21 protein-coding genes are annotated in these 20916 nt (G+C 39.3%); 12 read left to right on the top strand and 9 right to left on the bottom strand.

Features of this window, described 5'->3' with window-relative positions; all coding sequences use genetic code 11:
• Positions 1-10: 10 nt before the first annotated feature.
• From dltB to J2Y67_RS15355, 4 genes are all read right to left on the bottom strand, one after another.
• Positions 11-1168 (bottom strand): D-alanyl-lipoteichoic acid biosynthesis protein DltB, encoded by a 1158-nt coding sequence (gene dltB, locus J2Y67_RS15370; protein WP_310175510.1) that lies wholly within the window; start codon positions 1166-1168, stop codon positions 11-13.
• Entirely contained in the window at positions 1165-2673 is a 1509-nt protein-coding gene (gene dltA / locus J2Y67_RS15365) for a D-alanine--poly(phosphoribitol) ligase subunit DltA (RefSeq protein ID WP_310175508.1), read from the bottom strand. The genes dltB and dltA overlap by 4 nt, the downstream gene beginning before the upstream one ends.
• A gap of 17 nt (positions 2674-2690) precedes the next feature.
• The gene (gene dltX / locus J2Y67_RS15360) at positions 2691-2870 is read right to left on the bottom strand and encodes a teichoic acid D-Ala incorporation-associated protein DltX (protein WP_396954086.1); all 180 of its coding nucleotides are present in this window, start codon (positions 2868-2870) and stop codon (positions 2691-2693) included.
• A 322-nt stretch (positions 2871-3192) separates the two neighbouring features.
• Entirely contained in the window at positions 3193-4263 is a 1071-nt protein-coding gene (locus J2Y67_RS15355; RefSeq protein ID WP_310175506.1) for a M42 family metallopeptidase, read from the bottom strand.
• A gap of 204 nt (positions 4264-4467) precedes the next feature.
• Between J2Y67_RS15355 and J2Y67_RS15350 the strand changes: the two genes are divergently transcribed.
• The 4 genes from J2Y67_RS15350 to J2Y67_RS15335 all read left to right on the top strand — a co-directional run bounded on the left by J2Y67_RS15350 (position 4468) and on the right by J2Y67_RS15335 (position 7691).
• Positions 4468-4779 carry a hypothetical protein gene (locus J2Y67_RS15350; RefSeq protein ID WP_310175504.1) on the top strand — a complete coding sequence of 104 codons (312 nt, stop codon included), beginning with the start codon at positions 4468-4470 and terminating at the stop codon, positions 4777-4779.
• A 124-nt stretch (positions 4780-4903) separates the two neighbouring features.
• The gene (locus J2Y67_RS15345) at positions 4904-5617 is read left to right on the top strand and encodes a DUF421 domain-containing protein (protein WP_396954085.1); all 714 of its coding nucleotides are present in this window, start codon (positions 4904-4906) and stop codon (positions 5615-5617) included.
• A 200-nt stretch (positions 5618-5817) separates the two neighbouring features.
• Positions 5818-7320 carry an FTR1 family iron permease gene (locus J2Y67_RS15340; protein ID WP_310175500.1) on the top strand — a complete coding sequence of 501 codons (1503 nt, stop codon included), beginning with the start codon at positions 5818-5820 and terminating at the stop codon, positions 7318-7320.
• On the top strand, positions 7317-7691 hold the full coding sequence (locus tag J2Y67_RS15335; RefSeq protein WP_310175498.1) for a hypothetical protein: 375 nt from the start codon (positions 7317-7319) through the stop codon (positions 7689-7691). The genes J2Y67_RS15340 and J2Y67_RS15335 overlap by 4 nt, the downstream gene beginning before the upstream one ends.
• A gap of 107 nt (positions 7692-7798) precedes the next feature.
• On the opposite strand, the gene corA is transcribed toward J2Y67_RS15335, so the two are convergent.
• Positions 7799-8749, bottom strand: a complete 951-nt coding sequence (corA, locus tag J2Y67_RS15330) for a magnesium/cobalt transporter CorA (RefSeq protein WP_310175496.1) — start codon at positions 8747-8749, stop codon at positions 7799-7801.
• A 239-nt stretch (positions 8750-8988) separates the two neighbouring features.
• Between corA and J2Y67_RS15325 the strand changes: the two genes are divergently transcribed.
• The 3 genes from J2Y67_RS15325 (at position 8989) to J2Y67_RS15315 (ending at position 10625) form a co-directional block, all read left to right on the top strand.
• Positions 8989-9396, top strand: coding sequence for a hypothetical protein (locus J2Y67_RS15325; RefSeq protein ID WP_310175494.1), 408 nt, complete (start codon positions 8989-8991; stop codon positions 9394-9396).
• 91 nt (positions 9397-9487) lie between these two features.
• Positions 9488-9910, top strand: a complete 423-nt coding sequence (locus J2Y67_RS15320) for a Ger(x)C family spore germination C-terminal domain-containing protein (RefSeq protein WP_396954084.1) — start codon at positions 9488-9490, stop codon at positions 9908-9910.
• A 16-nt stretch (positions 9911-9926) separates the two neighbouring features.
• Positions 9927-10625: a DUF421 domain-containing protein gene (locus J2Y67_RS15315; RefSeq protein ID WP_310175492.1), complete on the top strand. Its 699-nt coding sequence runs from the start codon at positions 9927-9929 to the stop codon at positions 10623-10625.
• A gap of 39 nt (positions 10626-10664) precedes the next feature.
• Here J2Y67_RS15315 and J2Y67_RS15310 read toward each other — a convergent pair whose 3' ends face one another.
• Positions 10665-11843 carry a TIGR04053 family radical SAM/SPASM domain-containing protein gene (locus J2Y67_RS15310; protein WP_310175490.1) on the bottom strand — a complete coding sequence of 393 codons (1179 nt, stop codon included), beginning with the start codon at positions 11841-11843 and terminating at the stop codon, positions 10665-10667.
• Between the two features lie 259 nt (positions 11844-12102).
• Between J2Y67_RS15310 and J2Y67_RS15305 the strand changes: the two genes are divergently transcribed.
• On the top strand, positions 12103-12729 hold the full coding sequence (locus J2Y67_RS15305; RefSeq protein WP_310175488.1) for a TVP38/TMEM64 family protein: 627 nt from the start codon (positions 12103-12105) through the stop codon (positions 12727-12729).
• On the opposite strand, the gene J2Y67_RS15300 is transcribed toward J2Y67_RS15305, so the two are convergent.
• Positions 12722-13075 carry a hypothetical protein gene (locus J2Y67_RS15300; RefSeq protein WP_310175486.1) on the bottom strand — a complete coding sequence of 118 codons (354 nt, stop codon included), beginning with the start codon at positions 13073-13075 and terminating at the stop codon, positions 12722-12724. The genes J2Y67_RS15305 and J2Y67_RS15300 overlap by 8 nt on opposite strands.
• A 100-nt stretch (positions 13076-13175) precedes the next feature.
• On the opposite strand from J2Y67_RS15300, the gene J2Y67_RS15295 reads away from it, so the two are divergent.
• Positions 13176-13619: a GNAT family N-acetyltransferase gene (locus tag J2Y67_RS15295; protein ID WP_310175484.1), complete on the top strand. Its 444-nt coding sequence runs from the start codon at positions 13176-13178 to the stop codon at positions 13617-13619.
• A gap of 487 nt (positions 13620-14106) precedes the next feature.
• On the opposite strand, the gene J2Y67_RS15290 is transcribed toward J2Y67_RS15295, so the two are convergent.
• A complete protein-coding gene (locus tag J2Y67_RS15290) occupies positions 14107-15474 on the bottom strand; it encodes an MFS transporter (RefSeq protein ID WP_310175482.1) in 1368 nt (455 codons plus the stop codon).
• A gap of 78 nt (positions 15475-15552) precedes the next feature.
• Positions 15553-17094: a multicopper oxidase family protein gene (locus tag J2Y67_RS15285; RefSeq protein WP_310175481.1), complete on the bottom strand. Its 1542-nt coding sequence runs from the start codon at positions 17092-17094 to the stop codon at positions 15553-15555.
• Positions 17095-17228: 134 nt separating this feature from the next.
• On the opposite strand from J2Y67_RS15285, the gene J2Y67_RS15280 reads away from it, so the two are divergent.
• The 3 genes from J2Y67_RS15280 to J2Y67_RS15270 are packed head-to-tail and all read left to right on the top strand — an operon-like array spanning position 17229 to position 20872.
• Positions 17229-19553 carry a xanthine dehydrogenase family protein molybdopterin-binding subunit gene (locus J2Y67_RS15280; RefSeq protein WP_310175639.1) on the top strand — a complete coding sequence of 775 codons (2325 nt, stop codon included), beginning with the start codon at positions 17229-17231 and terminating at the stop codon, positions 19551-19553.
• Positions 19550-20389 (top strand): FAD binding domain-containing protein, encoded by an 840-nt coding sequence (locus J2Y67_RS15275; protein ID WP_310175479.1) that lies wholly within the window; start codon positions 19550-19552, stop codon positions 20387-20389. Before J2Y67_RS15280 ends, J2Y67_RS15275 begins: the two co-directional genes overlap by 4 nt.
• Positions 20390-20416: 27 nt before the next feature.
• Positions 20417-20872 carry a (2Fe-2S)-binding protein gene (locus tag J2Y67_RS15270; RefSeq protein ID WP_310175477.1) on the top strand — a complete coding sequence of 152 codons (456 nt, stop codon included), beginning with the start codon at positions 20417-20419 and terminating at the stop codon, positions 20870-20872.
• Positions 20873-20916 lie beyond the last annotated feature (44 nt).

Below are 20916 nucleotides of genomic sequence, written 5' to 3'. Positions count from 1 at the left end.
TCAAACTCCTCTAATGAATTAAATGTCCTGAAAAAATATAAAATCCAAAGCAAACCACATGGAAGGTTAATAGGATACTAAACACTTTAGTAAACTTATTTTGCGGCCACCATTTATGCTTTTTGTTCCATTGCTCAAATGTATTATAGCCGACCATTAATAGGGCATGATACATTCCATAAACAATATACTGAATCGCAAGCCCATGCCAAAAACCCATAAGCAGGAACAGTAAAATATAGCCAAGATTGGATGTAACATTTCGATTTTTAATCCATTTCTTTTTCGTCATCCAAAAAACGAAGCGCATATAGACATAATCCCTAAACCAGAAGGAAAGACTCATATGCCAGCGATTCCAGAAATCCTTCATATTGCGGCTGATAAACGGCAAATTGAAGTTTTCCGGCGATTTGACACCCATGATATAGCTAACACCAACCGCGAAGCAGCTATAACCGGCAAAATCGAAAAATAAGTACAGGCTATAACTGTACATATAGAAAAGATGACTTTGAAAATGGTTAGTTGCGATGAATCTCAAATTGGCAATTAAAAAATGATTTAACGAATATCCGATAATATATTTGTATAAAAACCCTTGAAAAATTTTATTAATCCCATCATATAAAAGCTGCTTATATTCTTCTCCCGTTTGTTCCTGCTTCAGGTCCTTATCAAACCTGCGATAACGATCAATCGGACCAGAAGAAATCGTCGGGAAAAACAGAATGAAATAAAGCAGGCGTGGGAGCGGTATATTTTGTTTAATTAACCCGTCCCTTGTTTCCATGATCATTTGTGTACCCTTAAAGGTTAGATAGGAAATCCCCAAAAAGGAAACCCAATTGACCTGTGAAAAATAGGGCAGGAACTTGGAAATGACTAACGGCAAAATCGAGGCCATTACAGCAAGCGAGAAAACCACCCCGCTGTTCGCTTTTTTCCGATAACAGATATACCCCTGAATTAACAGAACCTGCCACACGGTGAAAATAATTAAAGCGATGAAACCAGTAAGCTTGGATGAAAAAATAATCGCTAAGACTACAACAGAGATGATCATATTGTAGGTATGAAATCTCTTTCCTTGCAGTCCAAGAATGACCGTTGGTGCTAATAGTATCACTAGGATGAAAAAAAATGTAAACGAACCGTATGGAGTCATAGTAAAACCTTTTCGCGTATTTGCTTTCGGTCGATTTTCCCATTCGGAGTGATTGGCAGTTCTTCATGATAGGAAAACTTTCTTGGAATCATATATGCTGGAAGTACTTCACCTAGTTCTTTTTTAATCGCACCGGTCAATTGATATTCTTTTTCAAAGTTGTGCTCAGTTGGGATAATCAAAACCGATAAATAATCAATTTTCTCCTTTTGATAAATCGGAACAACCACTGCTGATTTCACATATTTCGATTTTGCAATATGGTACTCGATTTCCTCAAGTTCCATTCGATAGCCATGCAGCTTAATTTGAAAGTCCATCCGCCCTTTATAAAACAGGAGCCCATGTTCTATATATCCGGCATCGCCTGTCCGGTAAGCTTGCACACCGTTATATATATAGAAGGCTTTTTCTGTTTGTTCCTTTTGCCCTAAATACCCCTTGCTGACACTTGGTCCTACAATAATGATTTCACCTTTTTCACCTTCTGAAACCGGCTGTTGGTTTTCATCCAGTAAAACAATTTGCGTGTCACCCTTTGCCTTTCCGACAGGAAGGGTTTGATATTCCTGTAAAATTTCATCTTTCACCTCAACAGAAGTTACCGCAACTGTTGCCTCTGTTGGGCCATACGTGTTGAAAATTTTTGCCTTCGGAAACCGATGCTTCAACTGCTCACAGATGGAAACAGGTAGAATCTCTCCACAGAAAAGAAATACCGATAATTCCGGAAGCAGTTCTTGATTAAAGGTTGGATCCATTAAACACATTTGGGCAAATGAAGGTGTTGACGTCCATACCTGTGTATTGGATTTTTTAAATTCCTCAAATAAAATTTTCGGTTTTGCAATCATTTCTTTTGTTATTGCAAAAATCGTCCCACCGCTTGCTAGTGCAGGGTAAAGGTCCATGACGGAAAGATCAAATGAAAAAGGTGCTTGATTTAAAAAGCGAAGTCCGCCATTGATAGGAAAGTCTTCTACCATCCAATCAACAAAGCTTTGCAGGTTATCTGCGGAAATTTGCACACCTTTTGGATTCCCCGTACTTCCTGACGTATAAATAATATAAAAAGTTTCATCTTCCTTTACCCAAGAATCCATAGTGACTGGTAGGAAAGAATGGTTTAACAATTGTGCTGAGTTTACAACCTGTACGGATGAATCCTCAATGAATAGAGGTTCTTCAGACACATTTATCACTAATTTGGTTTTCGAACTTTCAATAATTTTTGTTATTCTCTCCATCGGGATGGAAGTATCAACAGGAATATATGGATGACCTGCTGTCACACTGCCTAAAAAAGCTACGATCATATCAGGTTCCATGTGACCATAGATTAAAATCGGTGATAATGGCTTAGGATCTAGGTTTAAAATAGATGAGGCAGTTTGCTCCGCCTTTTTCCAAAGTTCTCCATATCTGATTTTTTGGTCCTGAGAGACGAAGGCAAGTGCATTTGGCTGTGTTTCTGCTAATCTTTTGATATTAGATATCAGTTTCATAAGTGGTTACCTCCACATTAAAAGTCATTATAAATATAGGACCCGGCACTTGCGTCATTGAATCCATACATGAAAAACAATAAAAGCAGGATGAGCAGGTAATAGATAAATCTGCTGACCCATCGTACTTTTTCACGGTAGAAAAAATCCTTTAATTTATGAATCATACTAATTACCCCGCGTTTATTTTTTGTCATTATTGTGAACGTTTTTTGTCAGGAATGAATTTTTAGTTAATAAATTATAGTTTTTCATCAAGTGTTTGATAGGGAATATTGCCCTGATCAAGGTGGTTGGTGCCTTATTCCTGTGACGTTATAATCATAATCCGCTTTGTGTTTCCGTGCATTAAAATTGAATGAGAACACTATTAATTTTTTATGATTACATATATAAAAAACATTGAAAAAGCCGGTGCAAAATTACCGCACCGGCTATTAATTGTAATTCTTTAGTATACTTTTTGCAACCACTTATCGAGCCTTTAGTTTAGAGGTTGATTGGTCCAAACTTGATTTCTTATTGGACTAATTGTGATTGGACATAGTGGTATAAAAGCTTTGCTGTTGCTTCAATCGAGGATTGATGAGTCCGCTCAAAAGCATGGGACGAATCAATGCCGGGACCCACTAAACCGTGGACAATATCATGTCCGGCACGGATCGCAGCAGAAGCATCCGATCCATAGAATGGGTAAATATCAAGCTTATAAGGAATCTTATTCTCTTCTGCAAGTCGCACTAATTTTTTCCTCAAGTCATAATGATATGGACCGCTGGCATCCTTCACGCAAATGGACACCGTGTATTCATCGGTTGATTGCCCGTCACCCATTGCTCCCATATCAACCGCTAAATATTCAACCGTTTCCGGCGTGATATTGGAATTGCCGCCATAGCCGATTTCTTCATTGTTCGAAATTAAGAAATGGGTTGTGTAGGGCAGGCTAATGTTTTCGCTTTTGAGTTGCTTAATTAATTGTAACAGAATTCCAACGCTTGCTTTGTCATCTAAATGCCGCGATTTAATAAAGCCGCTGGGAGTGATTTCGACCCGTGGATCAAATGAAACGAAATCCCCGACTTCAATCCCTAGGGCGCGGATCTCTTCTGCATTATGTACTTTTTCATCAATCCGGATTTCCATGTTTTCCTGGTTGCGCTCAAGCTTACCTGCATCCTTATAAACATGGACAGAGGTTTGATGCATCAAAATCGTACCAGTAATTTTTTTCCCTCCACTTGTTTCAATCTGGCAGTATTCACCCTCGATGGAATTGTATTTGAAGCCGCCAATAAGGTCGATTCGCAGCCGGCCGTTACCTTTAATTTCCTTTACCATTGCTCCAAGCGTATCGACATGAGCGGTTAACATCCGATGGTGATTTGTATCTTTTCCGGGGATGGTCGCAATTAACCCACCTTTACGGTTTCTTTTTGTTTCTACCTGTAACTCTGAGAGGAAATTTTCGACAAATGTAATAACATCATTCGTATTTCCGGACGGACTTGGGATTGAAACAAGGTCCGCAATTAATTTCATCGTTTCGTTTGTATCTGCGTATGGCAAGGCGATTCTCCTTTCAATCATTCATTCTTGTTTATTATACAGCTATTTGAATTCTAGATAACAAAAAATGTATTTTCGGCAATTTTTTTCATATTCCTGCATAGGTTAGCAGTAATTAATCTTTTTATATGGATAAAACAGAAGTAAATTGGGCATAACTGGAACAATTTTAAAGATAAGGGGAAATCAAAAATTAGCGATTTACAAACTGGCGGAGGGAGAAAAATGACCAGATTTGAACTATACCATGATAAGCCGAAGCAATCCACTCGAAAAGGTCCAATCTTTTTCATTCTTGCTTGTATCATTTTAACCGTAGGTTTCTTTGTCTTTCGTTATTTTTATTTTAGCACGATTCACATTGAATCACCGTCGGAGGATTACGGAAAAAAGGTTGTGATCCATCTTCCAAACGGTCAAAAGGTGTACACCTATGAAAATTTAATTGTAGAAAAAAACGGCAAAAAATACTATAAGGGTGAGCGGAATACCATTGATTTAACAGGCGGGAAGGTTGTATATAAGAATTGGAAGTAAATCGGGGAATGAAAGGCAGAGAAATTCATGCACATGGGATTTAAGCTTGTTTAAATCCCGTGTGCATTTTATTTTTCCTAGATTAGGGAACAATTCAAATAGATATTTGCAAGATTTAGGGGAGATGAATTTGGAAACGATTTACCGTACCTTCATCGTTTTTATCGCAGGTTATTTGTTTTTAAGGGTGACAGGAAAAAAAGCCGTCTCCCAAATGCATACCTTCGATTTATTGTATATCTTCGTTCTTACGAATATTATTAGTACACCTGTTGAGGTAAGTAATGTTGGAAAAGCCATCCTTTATGGTGCCATTACCGTCATTTTATATAAAATTTTTATCCGTTTATCATTACATAATAAATTAAGATGGATTTTATATGAAAGTCCTACAGTGTTGATTCGTAATGGAGATATTGATCGAAAAGGGCTGAAAAAGGCGCGTATGCCGGTGAATGAATTATTGTCACACTTAAGAGTGAAAGGGTACACGGACACAAGAAATATTGCTCTTGCTGTAATGGAAGGGACAGGCAGTATTAGTGTGATTCCCAAGTCAAAATACCGACCTGTTCAGCCTAATGATTTAAATATATCGGTAAAGAAAGAGTACATTCCCATTCCCCTGATCATGGATGGTCAAATAATTTATCATAATTTAAAATATCTAAAATTAGAACAGGGTTGGCTAATGAACGAGGTTAAAAAAATGGGTGAAAAAGTGGAGAATATTATACTTGCAACCTTTTTAGACAACGGAAAGCTATTTATCGATAATAATGAAATAATAAATCATCGAAAGGATCCTTATTATTACAAACCCGGGGAAGATAATTAAAATTTATTATAAATAGGTTCTACGTGGAACCATAAATATAAAAACCAAAACCTTGCCATGTAACGGCAGGTTTTTTTTGTTCACAAAATTGTAAAGAGTAGTAAAAAAATCTAATTGACAATCATTATCAATAAAAATACAATAGTTATAGATGAAATTGAAATTCGTTATCAATTGATTTATTTCACAAGGGGTGCCATATGAACAAAAATCTATTACTTAAATTATCTATCCTTCTATTAATATTAGGATTTGGGATACATAATCCTGTGTTAGCATCTGGAAATTCCAGAGAGGATATAAAGAAAGCTGAGGTATCAGTTGATCAAGCCATCGATTTTGCTTCTAAAGGGAATCTATCAGAAGCACAAAAGGCTTATGATCAATTTAATAAGACCTGGCGAGAAATTGAAGAAGGGATTAAAGCTGATTCAGCTACTGCCTATCGAGACATTGAATCGAATATGGGTCAGGTCGTCTATGCCCTTACCCTTAAAAAACAGGATCAAGTTTTACAAGCTTTACAAGGTTTAAAGGCAGTTAATGAAAAATTTGCAAGTGGTGGATACCCAAAGGAATCAGGCTTTAAGAAAGAGGATATATCTTTAGATGATTTTATCGTGCTTCTCCAAGAAACAAAAAAGGAAGTTAAAGAGCAAAATCAAACAGAAGCACTAGATGGTATTAAAAAGGCAAGTAGTAGCTGGTTGAGCGTAGAAGGAGTAGTGGTTGCACAATCTGCCACTGTTTATAGTGATTCTGAAAGAGATTTGGTTACCATCCAAGCCATGCTTACTGCTAATCCTCCAAATTATAAAGAAGCAAATAAAACAATTGATAACATGATAACATATCTAACCCCTTTAGCCGATAAATCGGAGTACACTTATTGGGATGCAGCTATGATTTTAATTCGTGAAGGATTAGAAGCATTACTTGTAGTAATTGCCCTAATGTCCTTTGTAAAAAAATCAGGAGAGGGAAAAGGAAAAGGCTGGATTTGGACTGGGGTATTATCGGGTCTTGGCGTTAGTGTGATTCTTGCAGTAATTGTAAAATTTGTGATTTCATCTGGAGCGTTTGGTAATAATAATGCTCTGATCGCTGGATGGACAGGAGTTTTTGCGGCAGTCATGTTATTGTATATGAGTTATTGGCTTCACAGTCAATCCAATATCGCTGATTGGAATCGGTATATTCGTGAAAAAAGCCAAGCAGCATTAACAACGGGTAAACTGGTTTCATTAGGAGTTCTTGCCTTTCTTGCGGTATTTCGAGAAGGAACGGAAACGGTGTTGTTTTATATCGGAATGGCAAGCCAAATAAAACTTCAGTCATTACTATTTGGCTTTCTTATCGGAGCTGTCATTCTTGGTATTTTAGCTTATTTGATGATATTTGTAGGCTTAAAATTACCCCTTCGCCCATTCTTTATGGTGTCTAGTGTCATTGTATTTTACCTTTGTATTAAGTTTACGGGAATGGGGATACACAGCCTACAATTATCTGGCTTAATTCCAACGACGAATTCTCAAAGCATTCCAAGTATAGAATTTTTTGCACTATACCCATCATGGGAAAGCACAATTCCACAAGTAATTCTTGTTCTTGGTGCTGTTATTGTCCTTTTATTAAAGAATTTTAAAAATAAAAAAATTAATGCGGTTAACAATATTAATAATGAAAGTAGGAAACTATCATGAAAAAATTAACTTCAATGGTTTTAGCAATCGGTCTTGGAAGTGCATTAGTATTAGCAGGTTGTAGCTCAACTGATAATAAAGTTTCTGATGGTGTAAATAAAATGTTGGATACAACAGAACAGTTGTCAAAAGCAATCGATAGTGGAGACCAAGCAAAAGTGAAAGAAGTTGGACCAAAATTAGAAGATCAGTGGTCTTCATTTGAAGACGATGTTAAAAAGGATAACAAGGACCTTTACGAAAAAGTAGAAAAATATCTTGACCCAACCATTGCAGGTTCAGAAGCAAAAACTCTAGATAAAGAGGCGTTGGGGACTTTAAACGATCAACTAACAGATGCCTTAAAGGAATTAGCGAATAAATCCAAATAACAAGTATAAAAAACGCCAACTTTTTTTGAGAAGTTGGTGTTTTTTATTCATGTATTATTTTAGCGTTTCTCCTTCCGCCATCATTATCTATTTCCCATTGGTTTGACCTACTTAAACCAGCCCTTCTTTTTAAACCACAGATACATACCTAAAGTAATTAAAGCCATGAGAAAAAGTGCACCAAAGTACCCGTATTTCCAGGTTAATTCCGGCATATAATGAAAATTCATTCCATAGAGTCCGGCAATGAAGGTAATCGGCATGAAAATCGTCGTGATAACAGTCAAAACCTTCATAACATGGTTCGTTTGGTGTGAATTAATGGAAATATAACTATCCCGAATATCGGTAGTCAGTTCTCGATTTGCTTCAATCATCTCCGATAATTTTAGCAAATGGTCATAAATGTCGGAAAAATATGCAATCCGGCCTTGGATACTTGTCAATCGCTGTGAATTAATGATTCGATACAATAAATCCCGCATCGGCGTGATTGTATGCCTTAGGAAGAGAAGGTCATGCCTTGCATCGAATAAATCCTCAAGCAAATCCTCCATCGAGCGCCCCTTTGAATTCTCATCAATTTCATTTAAGGTATCTTCAATTTGGTAGACAAGCGGAAAATAATTATCAACCATTTTATCGAGAACATTATATAACACATGTGAAGGATCCCATTTTTTTATAGCCTTACCGAGACTAAACCGACTCCAAACTTCATCAATTTCGGAAGTGGGTTTATGATGAAAAGTAACAATATAATGCTTGCTGAGAAAAAAATCTACTTCCTCTCTCGTCATCGTCTGGGAATTCAATGCCTGTGTGACAAAAAAGGCATAATCATCATAATAGTCGAGCTTTGGGCGCTGAAGTGTATGGATACAATCCTCAATTGCCAGAGGGTGAAAATCGAGCGGTACCCTCAGCAATTCCATTTCCTCCTCGCTTGGCTCTTGAAAATCGATCCAATACCAGCGAAACTCTCCCTTCACCAGCTTTGCAACCTCAACGTCCTTGACTAATTCATAATTTTGATTAATGGCAATCGTTCTAATCATAATAACTCCTTATCTACACTTAAATTCCTAAAATTAACTATAAACGAATTTGTAGAAAAAAACAGGCTCTTGTTTCCTATTAAGATAGCGAGCCTTTCTGAGTCTATTTTAATATATTGGCAAAATCATGAAAACCTATCCCGTTTTTTGAAAGCGTGGATAAATGAGGATTTCGGAATAAAATCCCATTTTAAAAGGAAGGTTAAAAGGAAAGATGTGGAACGCGGAGGAGTACTATGATGTTTAATCGAATTGAAGCGATTAAAGATTCATTAAGAAGCAAAATTAAACAGGCAGAAGATGTGGTCTTTAAAGAGTTACATACAAAGGATAAATACATTGAAGCTTTCTATATTAAATCAATTAGTGATGAAACCATTCTGCAGGATTATATGATTAAACCTTTTTTTAAAGCACCATCACCTGATCATTTTTTAGCTTATCTTCAATCACAGCCAAAGGTAAAGCCATTTGCGCAGTCTGTTTTAAAAGTAAGGCCTAAGTCTGAAACGATTCCTTCTAACGCGTTATCTCATTCCCTTGGAAAAGACGGGTCCGAGATCCCTTATGTGATTTCACAATTTCTTTTTGATTTGAAAAGAAGATTAATTGAGAGAGGATTAGATCCCATGGCTCCCAATCATTGAAGCGAAAAAAGAAACGATTGAAATCAATAGGGTTGGGCTTTTAGATAAATCACATTTAAAGCTGACACTTACTCCTGATGAAACAAAAGTAATGAATTTCATGTTGGACCAAGAGGAAAAAAGTGCAATTAATGCACAAAAAGGAAAAGTGAAATTTATCATTAATACCGAAAAAGTGAAGACAAATTATAAAATCTATACTGCTGAAGGAAAGCGGCCATATATTCTGGTGAAATTTTCGTTAAGAGGGGCAATCGAAGAAACAAGTAAAAAAATAACGAATCAAGAGTTGTCTGGCTATGAAAAAGCGGTGGAGAAGTCTAGTGAAAAAATCGTTAAACAGGTTTTACTAAAGATGCAAAAAGCGAATGTGGATCCGATTGGGTTTGGACTGCACTATCGTTCCCGCCATTTTAATAAAAATGACTGGGAAGAGTGGAAGCAAATATATCCGAATATCACCTTTAAGGTCAATTCTAAGGTTCAAATTACTGATACCGGATTAATCGAATAAAAGGAGGGGCTGTAATATGAATTTGATTGAGGTCTTTGTAAGGGCGGTTGGAGCATTTATCGTTCTTTTTCTGCTGACAAGGTTGATGGGACGAAAACAGATTTCACAGCTGACTTTTTTAAATTACATTACTGGAATCTCGATTGGAACTGTCGCCGGAGCCTTGACCATAGATTCGAGTATAAAAGTGTCTACCGGGATTGTTAGCCTTTTGACTTGGGCCGGGTTAACAGTGTTGGTAGGTTTTATTGATTTAAAATCTAGAACGTTTCGAAAGTTGATTGAAGGTGAACCCGTGATTATCATAAAACAAGGAAAGGTAATGGATAAGGCGTTAAAAAAATCGGGCTTGGATATTGACCATTTGCAGTTGCTTCTTCGAAAAAAAGATGTATTTTCAATTCAAGATGTTGAATATGCTATTTTCGAAACAAATGGTGAAGTCTCTGTCCTCCTTAAGGAAGGGAAACAGCCTTTGAATCAGGAACAATGGCCATTTCAGCTTAAACAGCCGCAACAAACACCGATTCCCATCCACATTATCGCAGATGGCAAGATCATAGATGAGAATCTAAAACAATTAAATGTAAATAGGGAATGGGTAAATGAACAATTAACACAAGCAGGCACAAATCTCTCTGAAGTTTTTTATGCGGAATTACAAAAAGACGGTTCCCTGTATATTGATAAACGAAATGATCAATTGCTTCATTAAAAGAGGCATCCTCGTGAAGGGGATGCCTCCATTCGTCATTTAAACCGGTGCAGGTGCTTGGTTTCTAAGTGCAAGTGGGGTATAGACGCAGAATGGTTCGCTCTCCATATAGTCCCCTGTTACGGCGTAGGTTCTGGAGCGGGAACCGCCGCAAACCTTGTTATATTCGCATACACCACATTTCCCCTTATAATTGTCTGGCTGCCTTAAGTCTTTAAATACTTTTGAATTACGGTAAATATCTGCAAGCGGCGTCTCTCGAATATTCCCGCCAACAATTGGTAGCAGTCCGCTCGGGAGACAATCTCCAATATGGGAGACGAATAAAAAGCCGTTCCCATCATTTACACCTTTAGGTGCCCGTTTCAGGCCATCTTGCAGCGAAGCAAAGTCGGTAGTAATAGAATCTTCGTAGCGAATTTCGCCGTTTGCGATGAGATGCTCCCGCGCCTTTTGCTGGAGAACGACACGGCGGTAGTGCTGGGCAGCCGTTGTTTTGATATCATACGGAGCCGTTTTACTTAACTCATACAACCATCGAAATACTTTTTCATGCTCAGCGGGAGTAATGCAGGCATCTAACTGACCTCTGCCAGTTGGAACCAGTAAGAAAATATACCACATCACTGCTTTTAATTCGCCCACAAGCTTGGCCATTTCTTCTAATGAGTCATAATTGTAGCGGGATATCACTGTATTAATTTGGAGCGGCATGTTAAGTTCATTTAAGTAGTCTATTTTTTCAAGCGTTAAATGAAACGATCCTGGTGTTCCGCGGAAATGGTCATGTATTTTAGGTGTCGGGCCATCTAGACTGAAGCCCCAGCGGGAAAGACCAACCGCTTTTGCCTTTTCCATACGCTCCTTAGTAACGTTTGCGGTGGCACTTGGAGTCATCGAGACACGCATCCCTTTTTTAACCGCATAATCTGCAAGCTCGAAAAGATCCTCGCGCATCATGCAGTCCCCACCGGTAAATACAAGCATCGGATTATCCATTTCATAGATTTGATCAATCAGATTGAGTCCTTCCTCATGTGTCAGCTCTCGCGGGTCCGGTGCCAGCTGTGCATCTGCCCGGCAGTGGACACATTTAAGCTGGCATGCCCGTGTTACCTCCCAAATCACAATAAATGGATTTTGATCGTAATCAATCCATTTACCTAAACCATGTGGATGGTTGTTACTTGATGGATGTCCTTTATCAAAACCATGCATCTTCATCACCAAAATTCTATGTATTTTGTAAAAAATAATCTACCTAGGTTCATTATAAAATGGTCATCCTTCCATGAATGGCTGGTTTGTTACAAAATTTCTACATCCTTTTAACAGATATTTGTCTATTCGTGACTTTAAAACGTCTTTTATATAAAATGTTTTTAGACCAATGTTTTCTATGGTAGAAGAAGGATTATACTATTAAAAAAAAGAATAAGTAGGAATGTTAAAAATGATTCAGTCCGGGGAGTAATAGATGATAAAAAGACTAATCAGTATTATTATTTTAATTTTGATCATTGTAATCGGCTTCTTGCAAAAGGATGAACTTGTCCACTTAATTAAACAAGGCGGGACACTTTCGATTTTTATCAGCATGCTATTAGTAGCAATTTGTGTCTTTTTCCCGCTTATTCCCTTTCCTGTGTTAGCAGGAATGATTGGAGCCATTTTTGGGACGGGCCAGGGAATGGTTATATCTCTAGTGGGGGCCATGGCTGGAACAATGGTTTTCTTTTTTATCACCAGGTATGGATTCAGAGATTATGCACAGGAAAAGCTCTTGAAATATCCTAAGGTTCAGGAATACGAAGCTTTCTTGAATCGCAATTCCTTCCTTGCCATTTTAGCCTGCCGATTAGTTCCGATTATTCCAGCACCGGTTGTGAATATTATTTGCGGTCTAAGTAAGGTGAGTTGGCCCATATTTTTTACTGCGTCCACCATCGGGAAAATCCCGAATATTTTGCTGTTGTCGTTTGTTGGTGCAACACTAAGCAGCAATAAGCTTTTATCCTTTGGCTTGTATGGCTTTTATATTTTGGTTATTTTCCTCATTAACTTTGTCATCATCTACCGCAAGAAAGCAAAGACATTTAAATAACGCTTTTAATCGATAGCTGGTCATTTTTTCCTTCTAAAGTGACAATTTTTTTAAAGTAACTTTTTAAAATGAGCCACCTCGCCGGGTAAGTGTAAATAAAATCCTCCATCACTTCTGGAGAATAAAGGACCAAACAATCCAACTGGATTTGGTTCTTTTTCAAATCATATAGCATGGCATGAGGAATTGTGTAATGTTGATAGATTTGGTTAGAGTTTAATTTTACAACTTTAATGCCATGCTCTTGAATATGATCTAAAATAACTTGTTCTTGAAGGGTAAAGCTTTCTTCCTTCGTTAGATTATTTAATTTGATTTGATCATTAATTAAATAAATTCCTTTCATTTATGAACACCCCATTTTATTACTTAATTGCTATTGTTATTGACAGGTAACGGGGTTCGTATACTTAAAAATGAAATGGTTTTGCTGAAAGGTGATGACTTTGTCAATTTGGGAAAAAGATGGATTTTATATTTGTACAGAAAAACAATACCTTGATTTGCCACTGATTCATCAATTTTTGAGTGAGAAATCGTACTGGGTTCCAGGGATTAAATTCGAAGTGGTAAAAAAATCAATTGAGAATTCTTCGATTTGTTTTGGGGTATATGAGGGAAGTCCGGTCGAAGGTAATGGTAAACAGATTGGCTTCGCCCGCGCTGTCAGCGATTTTTGCCGATTTGGCTGGATCATGGATGTATTCATCCTTGATGAATTTCGCGGAAGAGGGTTATCCAAATGGCTGATGGAAATCATAACGGAACAGTCTAATTTAAAGGATGCTGTTAAATTGATGTTGGCTACCAATGATGCCCACGGACTTTATAATCAATATGGATTTAAGACAATTGAAAATCGGGATCTTTATATGGAACGAAAGTTATAGTTTAGTTGGGTAAAAAAATGACCCGGCAAATGCCTGCCGGGCTTTACAATTCAAATCTATATTAAAAGGGGAGCGGTGTAGGTTCGTCCTGAACCTGATTCTATCTTAACGAAAATATGTGAACAAACTATGAAGGAAAGTTTAATAGTTTTGGAAATGTAAGATTCCTATTAAAGGCGGCGAGAATGCGATGAAAGAATACCACTGCTGTGCCACATGCCGGCACTTTAAGGCAGAGAAAAAAGAAAAAGGCATGCACTATTACTGCAGCCGTCTCGGCTACGAAACCAAAACCCATTACAAATTCAACTGCTGGCACCCAAAAGAGCACATAAAAAAACATTTAAAGTGACAGGCACCTCACATGGACAAAGTGGGTTTTTTGTCCATATGAGGTGGACAGTGAGGTGATTTAATAATTGATAGTGCCCCAACCAATAAATAAACACCAACTACAGGCACTTTCAGGCCCTCAATCATCCTACCCTTACCCAACATGCACTCTCTTCATTTTTATCCTTGCAAACCACAAACTCATGATAAAGCTTACAACACCGATGCAGATTAATACGCCCCCAAGGATTTCCATTTTCTGTGGTGAAACCTCCGTTCCAAAAACCAACCCAAGGACAATCGAAGATAGTATCGACCCCAAATAGCGGCAGGTTTGAAACAACCCCGACGTCGTCCCAAGTATCTCTTTCGGACTTTCTTTTAACATCGCCACCTGCAAAACGACATTTCCAATCCCATAACTTAGACCTAATAAAGCTAAAATCAAACCAATTTGCCACCAATAGGTGGACTTAATAAAGAAGACCGATAAGAAAACAGCCCCAACAATCGATAAAAGTGCTCCCACCACAATCGGCTTCTTCACCCCCGTTTTATCAATCCATTTTCCAGTAATAGGCGAAATAATAATGCTCATCGCAGACATAAACAGCATGTACAAACCACTTTTTTCCACACTTAAATGCATAGCATCCTGGAAATAAAGGGGGAGACCGAAAAATAAACAATAAAAAAAGATATTTAACACGATAAACTGCAGATAAACCCATGAAAGCCGCCGATGTGTTTTAAAGATTCGCACATCAATAAACGGCACCTTCACATGTAACTCCCGCCAAACAAATAATAAGAAAAATAATACCCCAGCAATTCCGGATAAATAATGAATTTTCGATTCAAACGATAACAAAAACCATAATAGAAACACCATCCCGCCTGCAAAAAAACCGATCCCTAACAAATCAAGATGAGAAAGAAATTCTCTTATACTTTCTTTCTCTTTTGGCGGATCCTTTGGGAACATATACCAGCCAAGCAGCAAACTTAAGAGAATAAAGGGGACATTTACCCAAAAAATCGCCGGCCAATCTCCCCAAACAATCAAAAATCCCCCAAGTGTCGGGCCAAGAGCCGTCATTGCAGAGGCGAAAATAGAAAGAACGGATAAAGCGGAGGCCTGTCTTTCTTTAATATTGTCCCGAATCAACGATACCCCGGAAGGATAAATGGCACTGCTGCCGATGGATTGAATGAGACGCATAAATAATAACATCAGAAAGGAGGTGGAAAACGGTGCTGTAAAAGCAGACAATGCAACGAGAACCAACCCTGCGATAAATGTTTTCTTTCGGCCGATTAAATCCCCAATTTTTCCTGTAACTGGCTGGGCAACAGCACTGGCAAGATAAAAGGATGAAATCAGCCATGAGACAGTTGTAAATGAAAGATGGAAATCCTTTTGGATACTAATTAAGGCAAGTGAAATCATTGATGAATTTAACGGGTTCAGCATGGTACCTGAAGCAACCGCCGTTAAAAATAAAGCACGATTTTTTTTCATGTGTTCATTTCCTTTACAAACGAAACAGTAATATTTTGTCTCATTATACAACAAGACAGCGGCTTTATTAAAAGAAAACTAGTTGGGCGGAAGAATCCAATACGGTCGCATCATTTCATAATCTTCATGCTCAAGCATATGGCAATGCCATACATATGGGCCGGCAAAGGGGAAAAATGGAATGATAATTCTTGTTATATGACCGGGGGGGCATTTCACGGTATCCTTCCAGCCATGTTCCCCGGAATCCGGGAGCAGTCGCAAACCAGTGTACCTTATCCTACCTGTTTTTTTAAAATGTACCACATCAAATGGCTGACGGTCCAAAATTTGAAATTGAACAAGATGGACATGGATAGGATGATCATCCCCATTTGTATTCACAAAGCACCAGATTTCATTTGTCCCGATCTGAGGCATTTCCCTAATCGGGTCATCCCATTTTTTTTGATCTAATAAAAATAGCGGTCTGCCAAACCTATCTTTTTCTTCACTTAATTGTAAATACCTTTGTTTCCGGGCGGTAGACTCCGGAAGTCGATGAATCGTTCCCATGAAGGCTGGAATCACACTTGTATCAATGCTTGATAGTGGTTTTGTTACCCGGAACTGCATCACCATCCCAGTTGTCTCAGGGTCAACGGGATCTCCAATCGGAAAGTGTGTTCGTGCATCGTTTTTCATGAGGATGGACTTCCCGCTCATATTGGAAAAATCAACAATCACGTCAGCCCGTTCAGCTGGAGCAAGTAGCAGTGAATGGACTGAGAAGGGCTGTTCCAAAAATCCGCTATCTGTACCAATTTGAAAAAACGGCTGCCCTGAGTCGAAAAACAAATGGAAAAACCTCGCGTTTGCTCCATTTAACAAGCGAAACCGATATTTTCTTGGCTCCACCTCAAGGAAGGGCCAGACTTTCCCATTAACTACAATCGTATCCCCAAAAAAAGAAGAAATAATCGAAGGGGTAATTCCGCTGGTATCTTTTTTTGACTTTTCGGGATAAAAAAAGGAGCCATCCTCATTGAAGGAACGGTCTTGAATCAGTAAGGGAATTTCAAATTTGCCTCCGGGCAGATTAAGTGATCGTTCATGAGAGTCGCGAATGATGTAAAACCCTGCCAACCCGGCATAAATATTTAATCTGGTAATCCCAATGGCATGATCATGATACCAAAGTGTCCTTGCCCTTTGCCGGTTCCCATATTCATATATTTCTTTTGCGAAAAATGGCCCCGTTTTTCCGTATCCCTTTGTAAACCATGCATCGGGATATCCATCACTCTCCGGTTCTGTTCTGCCCCCATGAAGATGAACAACGGTGCGAACATCAGGTTTATCTTTTTCCGCGCCGTGAACCGTATGGTCAATTGCAAAAAGATGCTTTTCAGGTAAAGCGTTCATCCATTTCACGTAGACAGTCTCACCCATTTCCACTTCAATGGTTGGACCTGGGTACCTTCCTTCATAACCCCATATTGTTGTATGAGGCATTTGGCTATGCAGGCTTTGTTTTCCTTCCTTCATTTTCACTTCGTAATACGTGTAACCTGATGATTTCCACTTTGGCTTTAGTACAAGTGGTATTGGTAAAGGGTCTGTAAACTTTGTTAATTTCACATCAACATCTCCTAACAAAGGATGTTTATAAAAGATTATGACAGCATAAAGTAAAAAATTAACATTCTAGGACGGTATGAAACATGAATATAAATAGAGTAGGAATTTTTGTGCTGATAGGGAGGGAATAAGTGTTGGAGGTAATTGGGAAAAGTGTCATACGTAAGGAAGCACAGGATAAAGTAACAGGAAGGGCTCGATACACGCATGACCACCAATCAGTCAAGATGCTTTCCTGTAAAATGGTGATTAGTCCTTACGGGCATGCACGAATCGTTAATATAGATACTACAGAGGCAGAGAAAATGCCAGGTGTTAGGTCCATTGTGAAAGGGGAAGAGCATCTGCCCCTAATCGGAGAGAGTTTACGTGATCGGCCTCCAATTGCTTTTGAAAGAGTTCGCTACCATGGGGAGCCAGTGGTACTTGTAGTTGCGGATACTGCTCCCCAGGCAAAAAAAGCAGCTGCTCGGGTTAAGGTGCAATATGAATTACTACCGGTTGTTAATTCACCCACACAAGCGTTTCAAAAAAACGCTCCTCTTCTCCACCCACAATTAGGATCGTATAAAAAAGATGAGGTTTCCTTCCCGGTTCCCGGGACCAATATTGCAACCCATTATAAAATCCGTAAAGGCAGTATGGATAAGGGTTGGGCAGAAAGTGAAACAACGGTCGAGGCAAGTTTTTCATTTTCGCCATCAGACCATGTGGCAATTGAAACAAGATGTGCGATTTGCGAGATTTTACCGGATGGCATTATCAATATAACAACTTCTTCACAAGCCCCATTTATGGTCAAAAGGCTAATTTCGGACTACTTCGGTGAAGATATGGGGAAAATTGTTGTTCATACTCCCTTTGTGGGTGGAGCTTATGGTGGGAAAGCACCGGTCCAGCTTGAAGTGTTTGCCTATTTAGCATCAAAGGCGGTTGGGGGAAGACCGGTCAAGGTTTTGAATGACAGGGAAGAGGATATCATCACTTCTCCATGCCATATTGGCTTAGATGCAAAAGTTAAAATTGGTGCAGACCGCAGCGGGAACATAAAAGTGATGGAAATTGGTTATTGGTGGGATGGCGGTGCCTATTCGGATAAAGCCATCGATGTTTCAAGGTCTGGTGCGGTTGATTGTACGGGGCCATACAATGTTGAAAATCTGTGGTGTGACTCCTATTGTATGTATACAAATCATCCCTATGCATCCCCTTTCAGAGGCTTCAGCCATTCTGAACTTTCATTTGCAATTGAAAGAACGATGGATTTACTCGCCCAAAAATTAGGAATGGACCCGCTTGAGCTCCGCTATAAAAATGCAATTCAGCCTGGAAACACAACTCCGTCCAGGGTTCTTTTAAATAAAAGTAATGTTGGAAACTTACAGAAATGTATTGAGAGATTAAGAGGAATTTTTAACTGGGATGAGGAACCGATTAAAGAGATCAATGAGCGCTATGTTCGGGTTAAAGGGGTAAGCTGCAGCTGGAAGACGTCCACGGTCGACTCGGATGCTCCTTCTGGTGCAATTATCACCTTTAATAAGGACGGCAGCGTTAATTTAATGTCCGGTGTTGTTGAAATTGGAACAGGGACCAAGACGGTCTTGGCGCAAATCCTTGCAGAGAGACTGAAAATGGATGTGGATAAAGTGCATGTCCGGATGGAAGTCGATACGCAAACAACACCAGAGCATTGGAAAACTGTTGCAAGCAGGGGAACGTTTATGGGAGGAAGAGCCGTCTTAGAAGCAGCGGATGATGTTATACGTCAACTTAAAGAAGTTGCGGCCTGTGTTTTGAGAGCACCAATTGAAGATCTTGAAGTGGGAAACAGTCGAGTTTTTCTGCGGGATGATCCTGCCATTGGGCTTGAATTTAAAGAAGTTGGCTATGGATATAAATATCCGAATGGAAACGCCATTGGCGGGCAAATCATCGGCAAAGGGAACTATATTTTACGTCATCTTACAACCATCGACCCGGAAACTGGGGCAGGAAGGCCTGGACCGGAATGGACAGTAGCAGCATATGGAGTAGAGGTTGAATTCGATCGTAGAGATTTTACCTACCGCTTGGTAAAAGCAGCAACCGTCGTCGATCTTGGCAAGGTCATGAACGAAAAAGCGGCACAAGGGCAGGTGATGGGGGCGATGAGCATGGGGCTCGCTTTTGCCGGCAGAGAAACGTTTTATTTCGATGAACTTGGCAGAGTGTTAAACCCGCAGCTTAGAACATACCGACCGCTGCACTATGGAGAAAACCCTGAATACTTAGTCGGATTTGTTGAAACCCCACAGCTTGATGGTCCATACGGGGCACGCGGTGTTGGTGAACATGGTTTAATGGGAATGCCCGGTGCGCTTGGGAATGCCCTTTCCATTGCTGCCGGAGTATCGCTTCATCATTTACCTCTGATTCCAGAGCTTATCTGGAAGACAAAGGAGAAGGCGCGGCCATGATTCCATTTGATTTTGATTATTATAAACCAACATCTTTAAGGGAAGCAGTTGATTTATATCAAAATTTAGACCAGCAGGGAAAACAGCCGATGTTTATTTCCGGAGGTACCGAATTAATCACCCTTGGAAGAATTGATCTCGTCTATAGTGAAGCTGTGATTGATTTGAAAGGTTTGGCAGAATCTCAAGTCATGGAAATGGACGGGGATTTTCTGGTCCTCGGTAGCACCTTGACCTTGACCCAAATTGAGGAAGCAAATCCGTTCCCTTTATTAACGAAAACGGCCAGCGAAGTGGCGGACCATACGGCACGGGGGAAAATTACGCTCGGCGGGAATATTTGCGCGCGAATTTTTTACCGAGAGACCGTTCTGCCGTTTTTACTAGCGGAAAGTCAGGCGGTCATGGTGGGCCCTGAAGGGGTGAAAGTAGCTGCTATCAATGATATTTTTCAAAAACAACTGCAATTAAACAATGGGGAATTTCTTGTTCAAGTCGCAACGGAGAAAAAATATATTGATGCCCCTTTTATCAGCATCAAGCGTAGACAGCAATGGGATACCGGTTATCCTTTAATTACCGTTAACGCTTTAAAAATAGAGAATCAAATCCGTGTGGCGGTGAGCGGACTTTGCCCATTTCCATTTCGGTCGGAAAAAATAGAAGAATCGTTAAATAATCGTTCACTGCCTGGAAGAGAGAGAATCAACCGTGCCTTAACGGACTTACCTGATCCTATTCTAAATGATGTCGAAGGCTCAAGTGAATATCGCCTATTTGTTTTACGGCATTTATTAGAGGATATTTTAATAGAGTTGGATGGGGCAGTCGTTTGATTGGGGTTCTGGAGAGGGGGAAAGTAGGTGAAATCTCATATTCTTAACCTAAATGTTAATGGGGAAAATCATACCGTTACAGTTCGATCTGCTGACACATTATTATTTGCAATCAGGAACAAGCTAGGGCTAACAGGTGCAAAACCAGGCTGTTTAAATGGGGATTGCGGTGCATGTACGGTAAATGTAGAGGGCTGGCCGATGAAATCATGTTTAATGTTGGCTGTGGAGGCAGATGGAAAAAAGCTTACTACCATTGAAGGATTACAGGATGCACCGATCCAGAAGGCGTTTGTTGAAAACTTCGCCTTTCAGTGCGGCTACTGTACGCCAGGGTTCATCATGAATTGCCATTCGCTTATCGAGCAACATCCGGATGCAAATGAACAAAAGATAAAAGAGTGGTTAAGGTCCAATATTTGCCGCTGTACAGGATACGCCGAAATTGAAAAAGCGGTTAAATCCGTTTTGGAAAGAAAATGAAACAAGAAAGGACACACTGCTTGCAAATAGTGGTGTGTCCTTAT

Source organism: Neobacillus niacini (genome assembly GCF_031456445.1).
GTDB classification, from domain to species: domain Bacteria; phylum Bacillota; class Bacilli; order Bacillales; family Cytobacillaceae; genus Neobacillus; species Neobacillus niacini_I.
The sequence above is the reverse complement of the archived record's forward strand: the minus strand, read 5'-3'. Positions and strand labels throughout refer to the sequence as shown.

Bases quoted from the DNA above. Each gene is read 5' to 3' on its own strand.
- dltX (WP_396954086.1), bottom strand. From the start codon at position 2,870: ATGACAAAAAATAAACGCGGGGTAATTAGTATGATTCATAAATTAAAG.
- J2Y67_RS15305 (WP_310175488.1), top strand. From the start codon at position 12,103: ATGATAAAAAGACTAATCAGTATTATTATTTTAATTTTGATCATTGTA.
- J2Y67_RS15300 (WP_310175486.1), bottom strand. From the start codon at position 13,075: ATGAAAGGAATTTATTTAATTAATGATCAAATCAAATTAAATAATCTA.
- J2Y67_RS15325 (WP_310175494.1), top strand. From the start codon at position 8,989: ATGTTTAATCGAATTGAAGCGATTAAAGATTCATTAAGAAGCAAAATT.
- J2Y67_RS15290 (WP_310175482.1), bottom strand. From the start codon at position 15,474: ATGAAAAAAAATCGTGCTTTATTTTTAACGGCGGTTGCTTCAGGTACC.
- J2Y67_RS15275 (WP_310175479.1), top strand. From the start codon at position 19,550: ATGATTCCATTTGATTTTGATTATTATAAACCAACATCTTTAAGGGAA.
- J2Y67_RS15335 (WP_310175498.1), top strand. From the start codon at position 7,317: ATGAAAAAATTAACTTCAATGGTTTTAGCAATCGGTCTTGGAAGTGCA.
- corA (WP_310175496.1), bottom strand. From the start codon at position 8,749: ATGATTAGAACGATTGCCATTAATCAAAATTATGAATTAGTCAAGGAC.
- J2Y67_RS15320 (WP_396954084.1), top strand. From the start codon at position 9,488: ATGAATTTCATGTTGGACCAAGAGGAAAAAAGTGCAATTAATGCACAA.
- J2Y67_RS15350 (WP_310175504.1), top strand. From the start codon at position 4,468: ATGACCAGATTTGAACTATACCATGATAAGCCGAAGCAATCCACTCGA.
- J2Y67_RS15340 (WP_310175500.1), top strand. From the start codon at position 5,818: ATGAACAAAAATCTATTACTTAAATTATCTATCCTTCTATTAATATTA.
- J2Y67_RS15345 (WP_396954085.1), top strand. From the start codon at position 4,904: ATGAATTTGGAAACGATTTACCGTACCTTCATCGTTTTTATCGCAGGT.
- J2Y67_RS15310 (WP_310175490.1), bottom strand. From the start codon at position 11,843: ATGCATGGTTTTGATAAAGGACATCCATCAAGTAACAACCATCCACAT.
- dltB (WP_310175510.1), bottom strand. From the start codon at position 1,168: ATGACTCCATACGGTTCGTTTACATTTTTTTTCATCCTAGTGATACTA.
- J2Y67_RS15315 (WP_310175492.1), top strand. From the start codon at position 9,927: ATGAATTTGATTGAGGTCTTTGTAAGGGCGGTTGGAGCATTTATCGTT.
- dltA (WP_310175508.1), bottom strand. From the start codon at position 2,673: ATGAAACTGATATCTAATATCAAAAGATTAGCAGAAACACAGCCAAAT.
- J2Y67_RS15355 (WP_310175506.1), bottom strand. From the start codon at position 4,263: ATGATTGAAAGGAGAATCGCCTTGCCATACGCAGATACAAACGAAACG.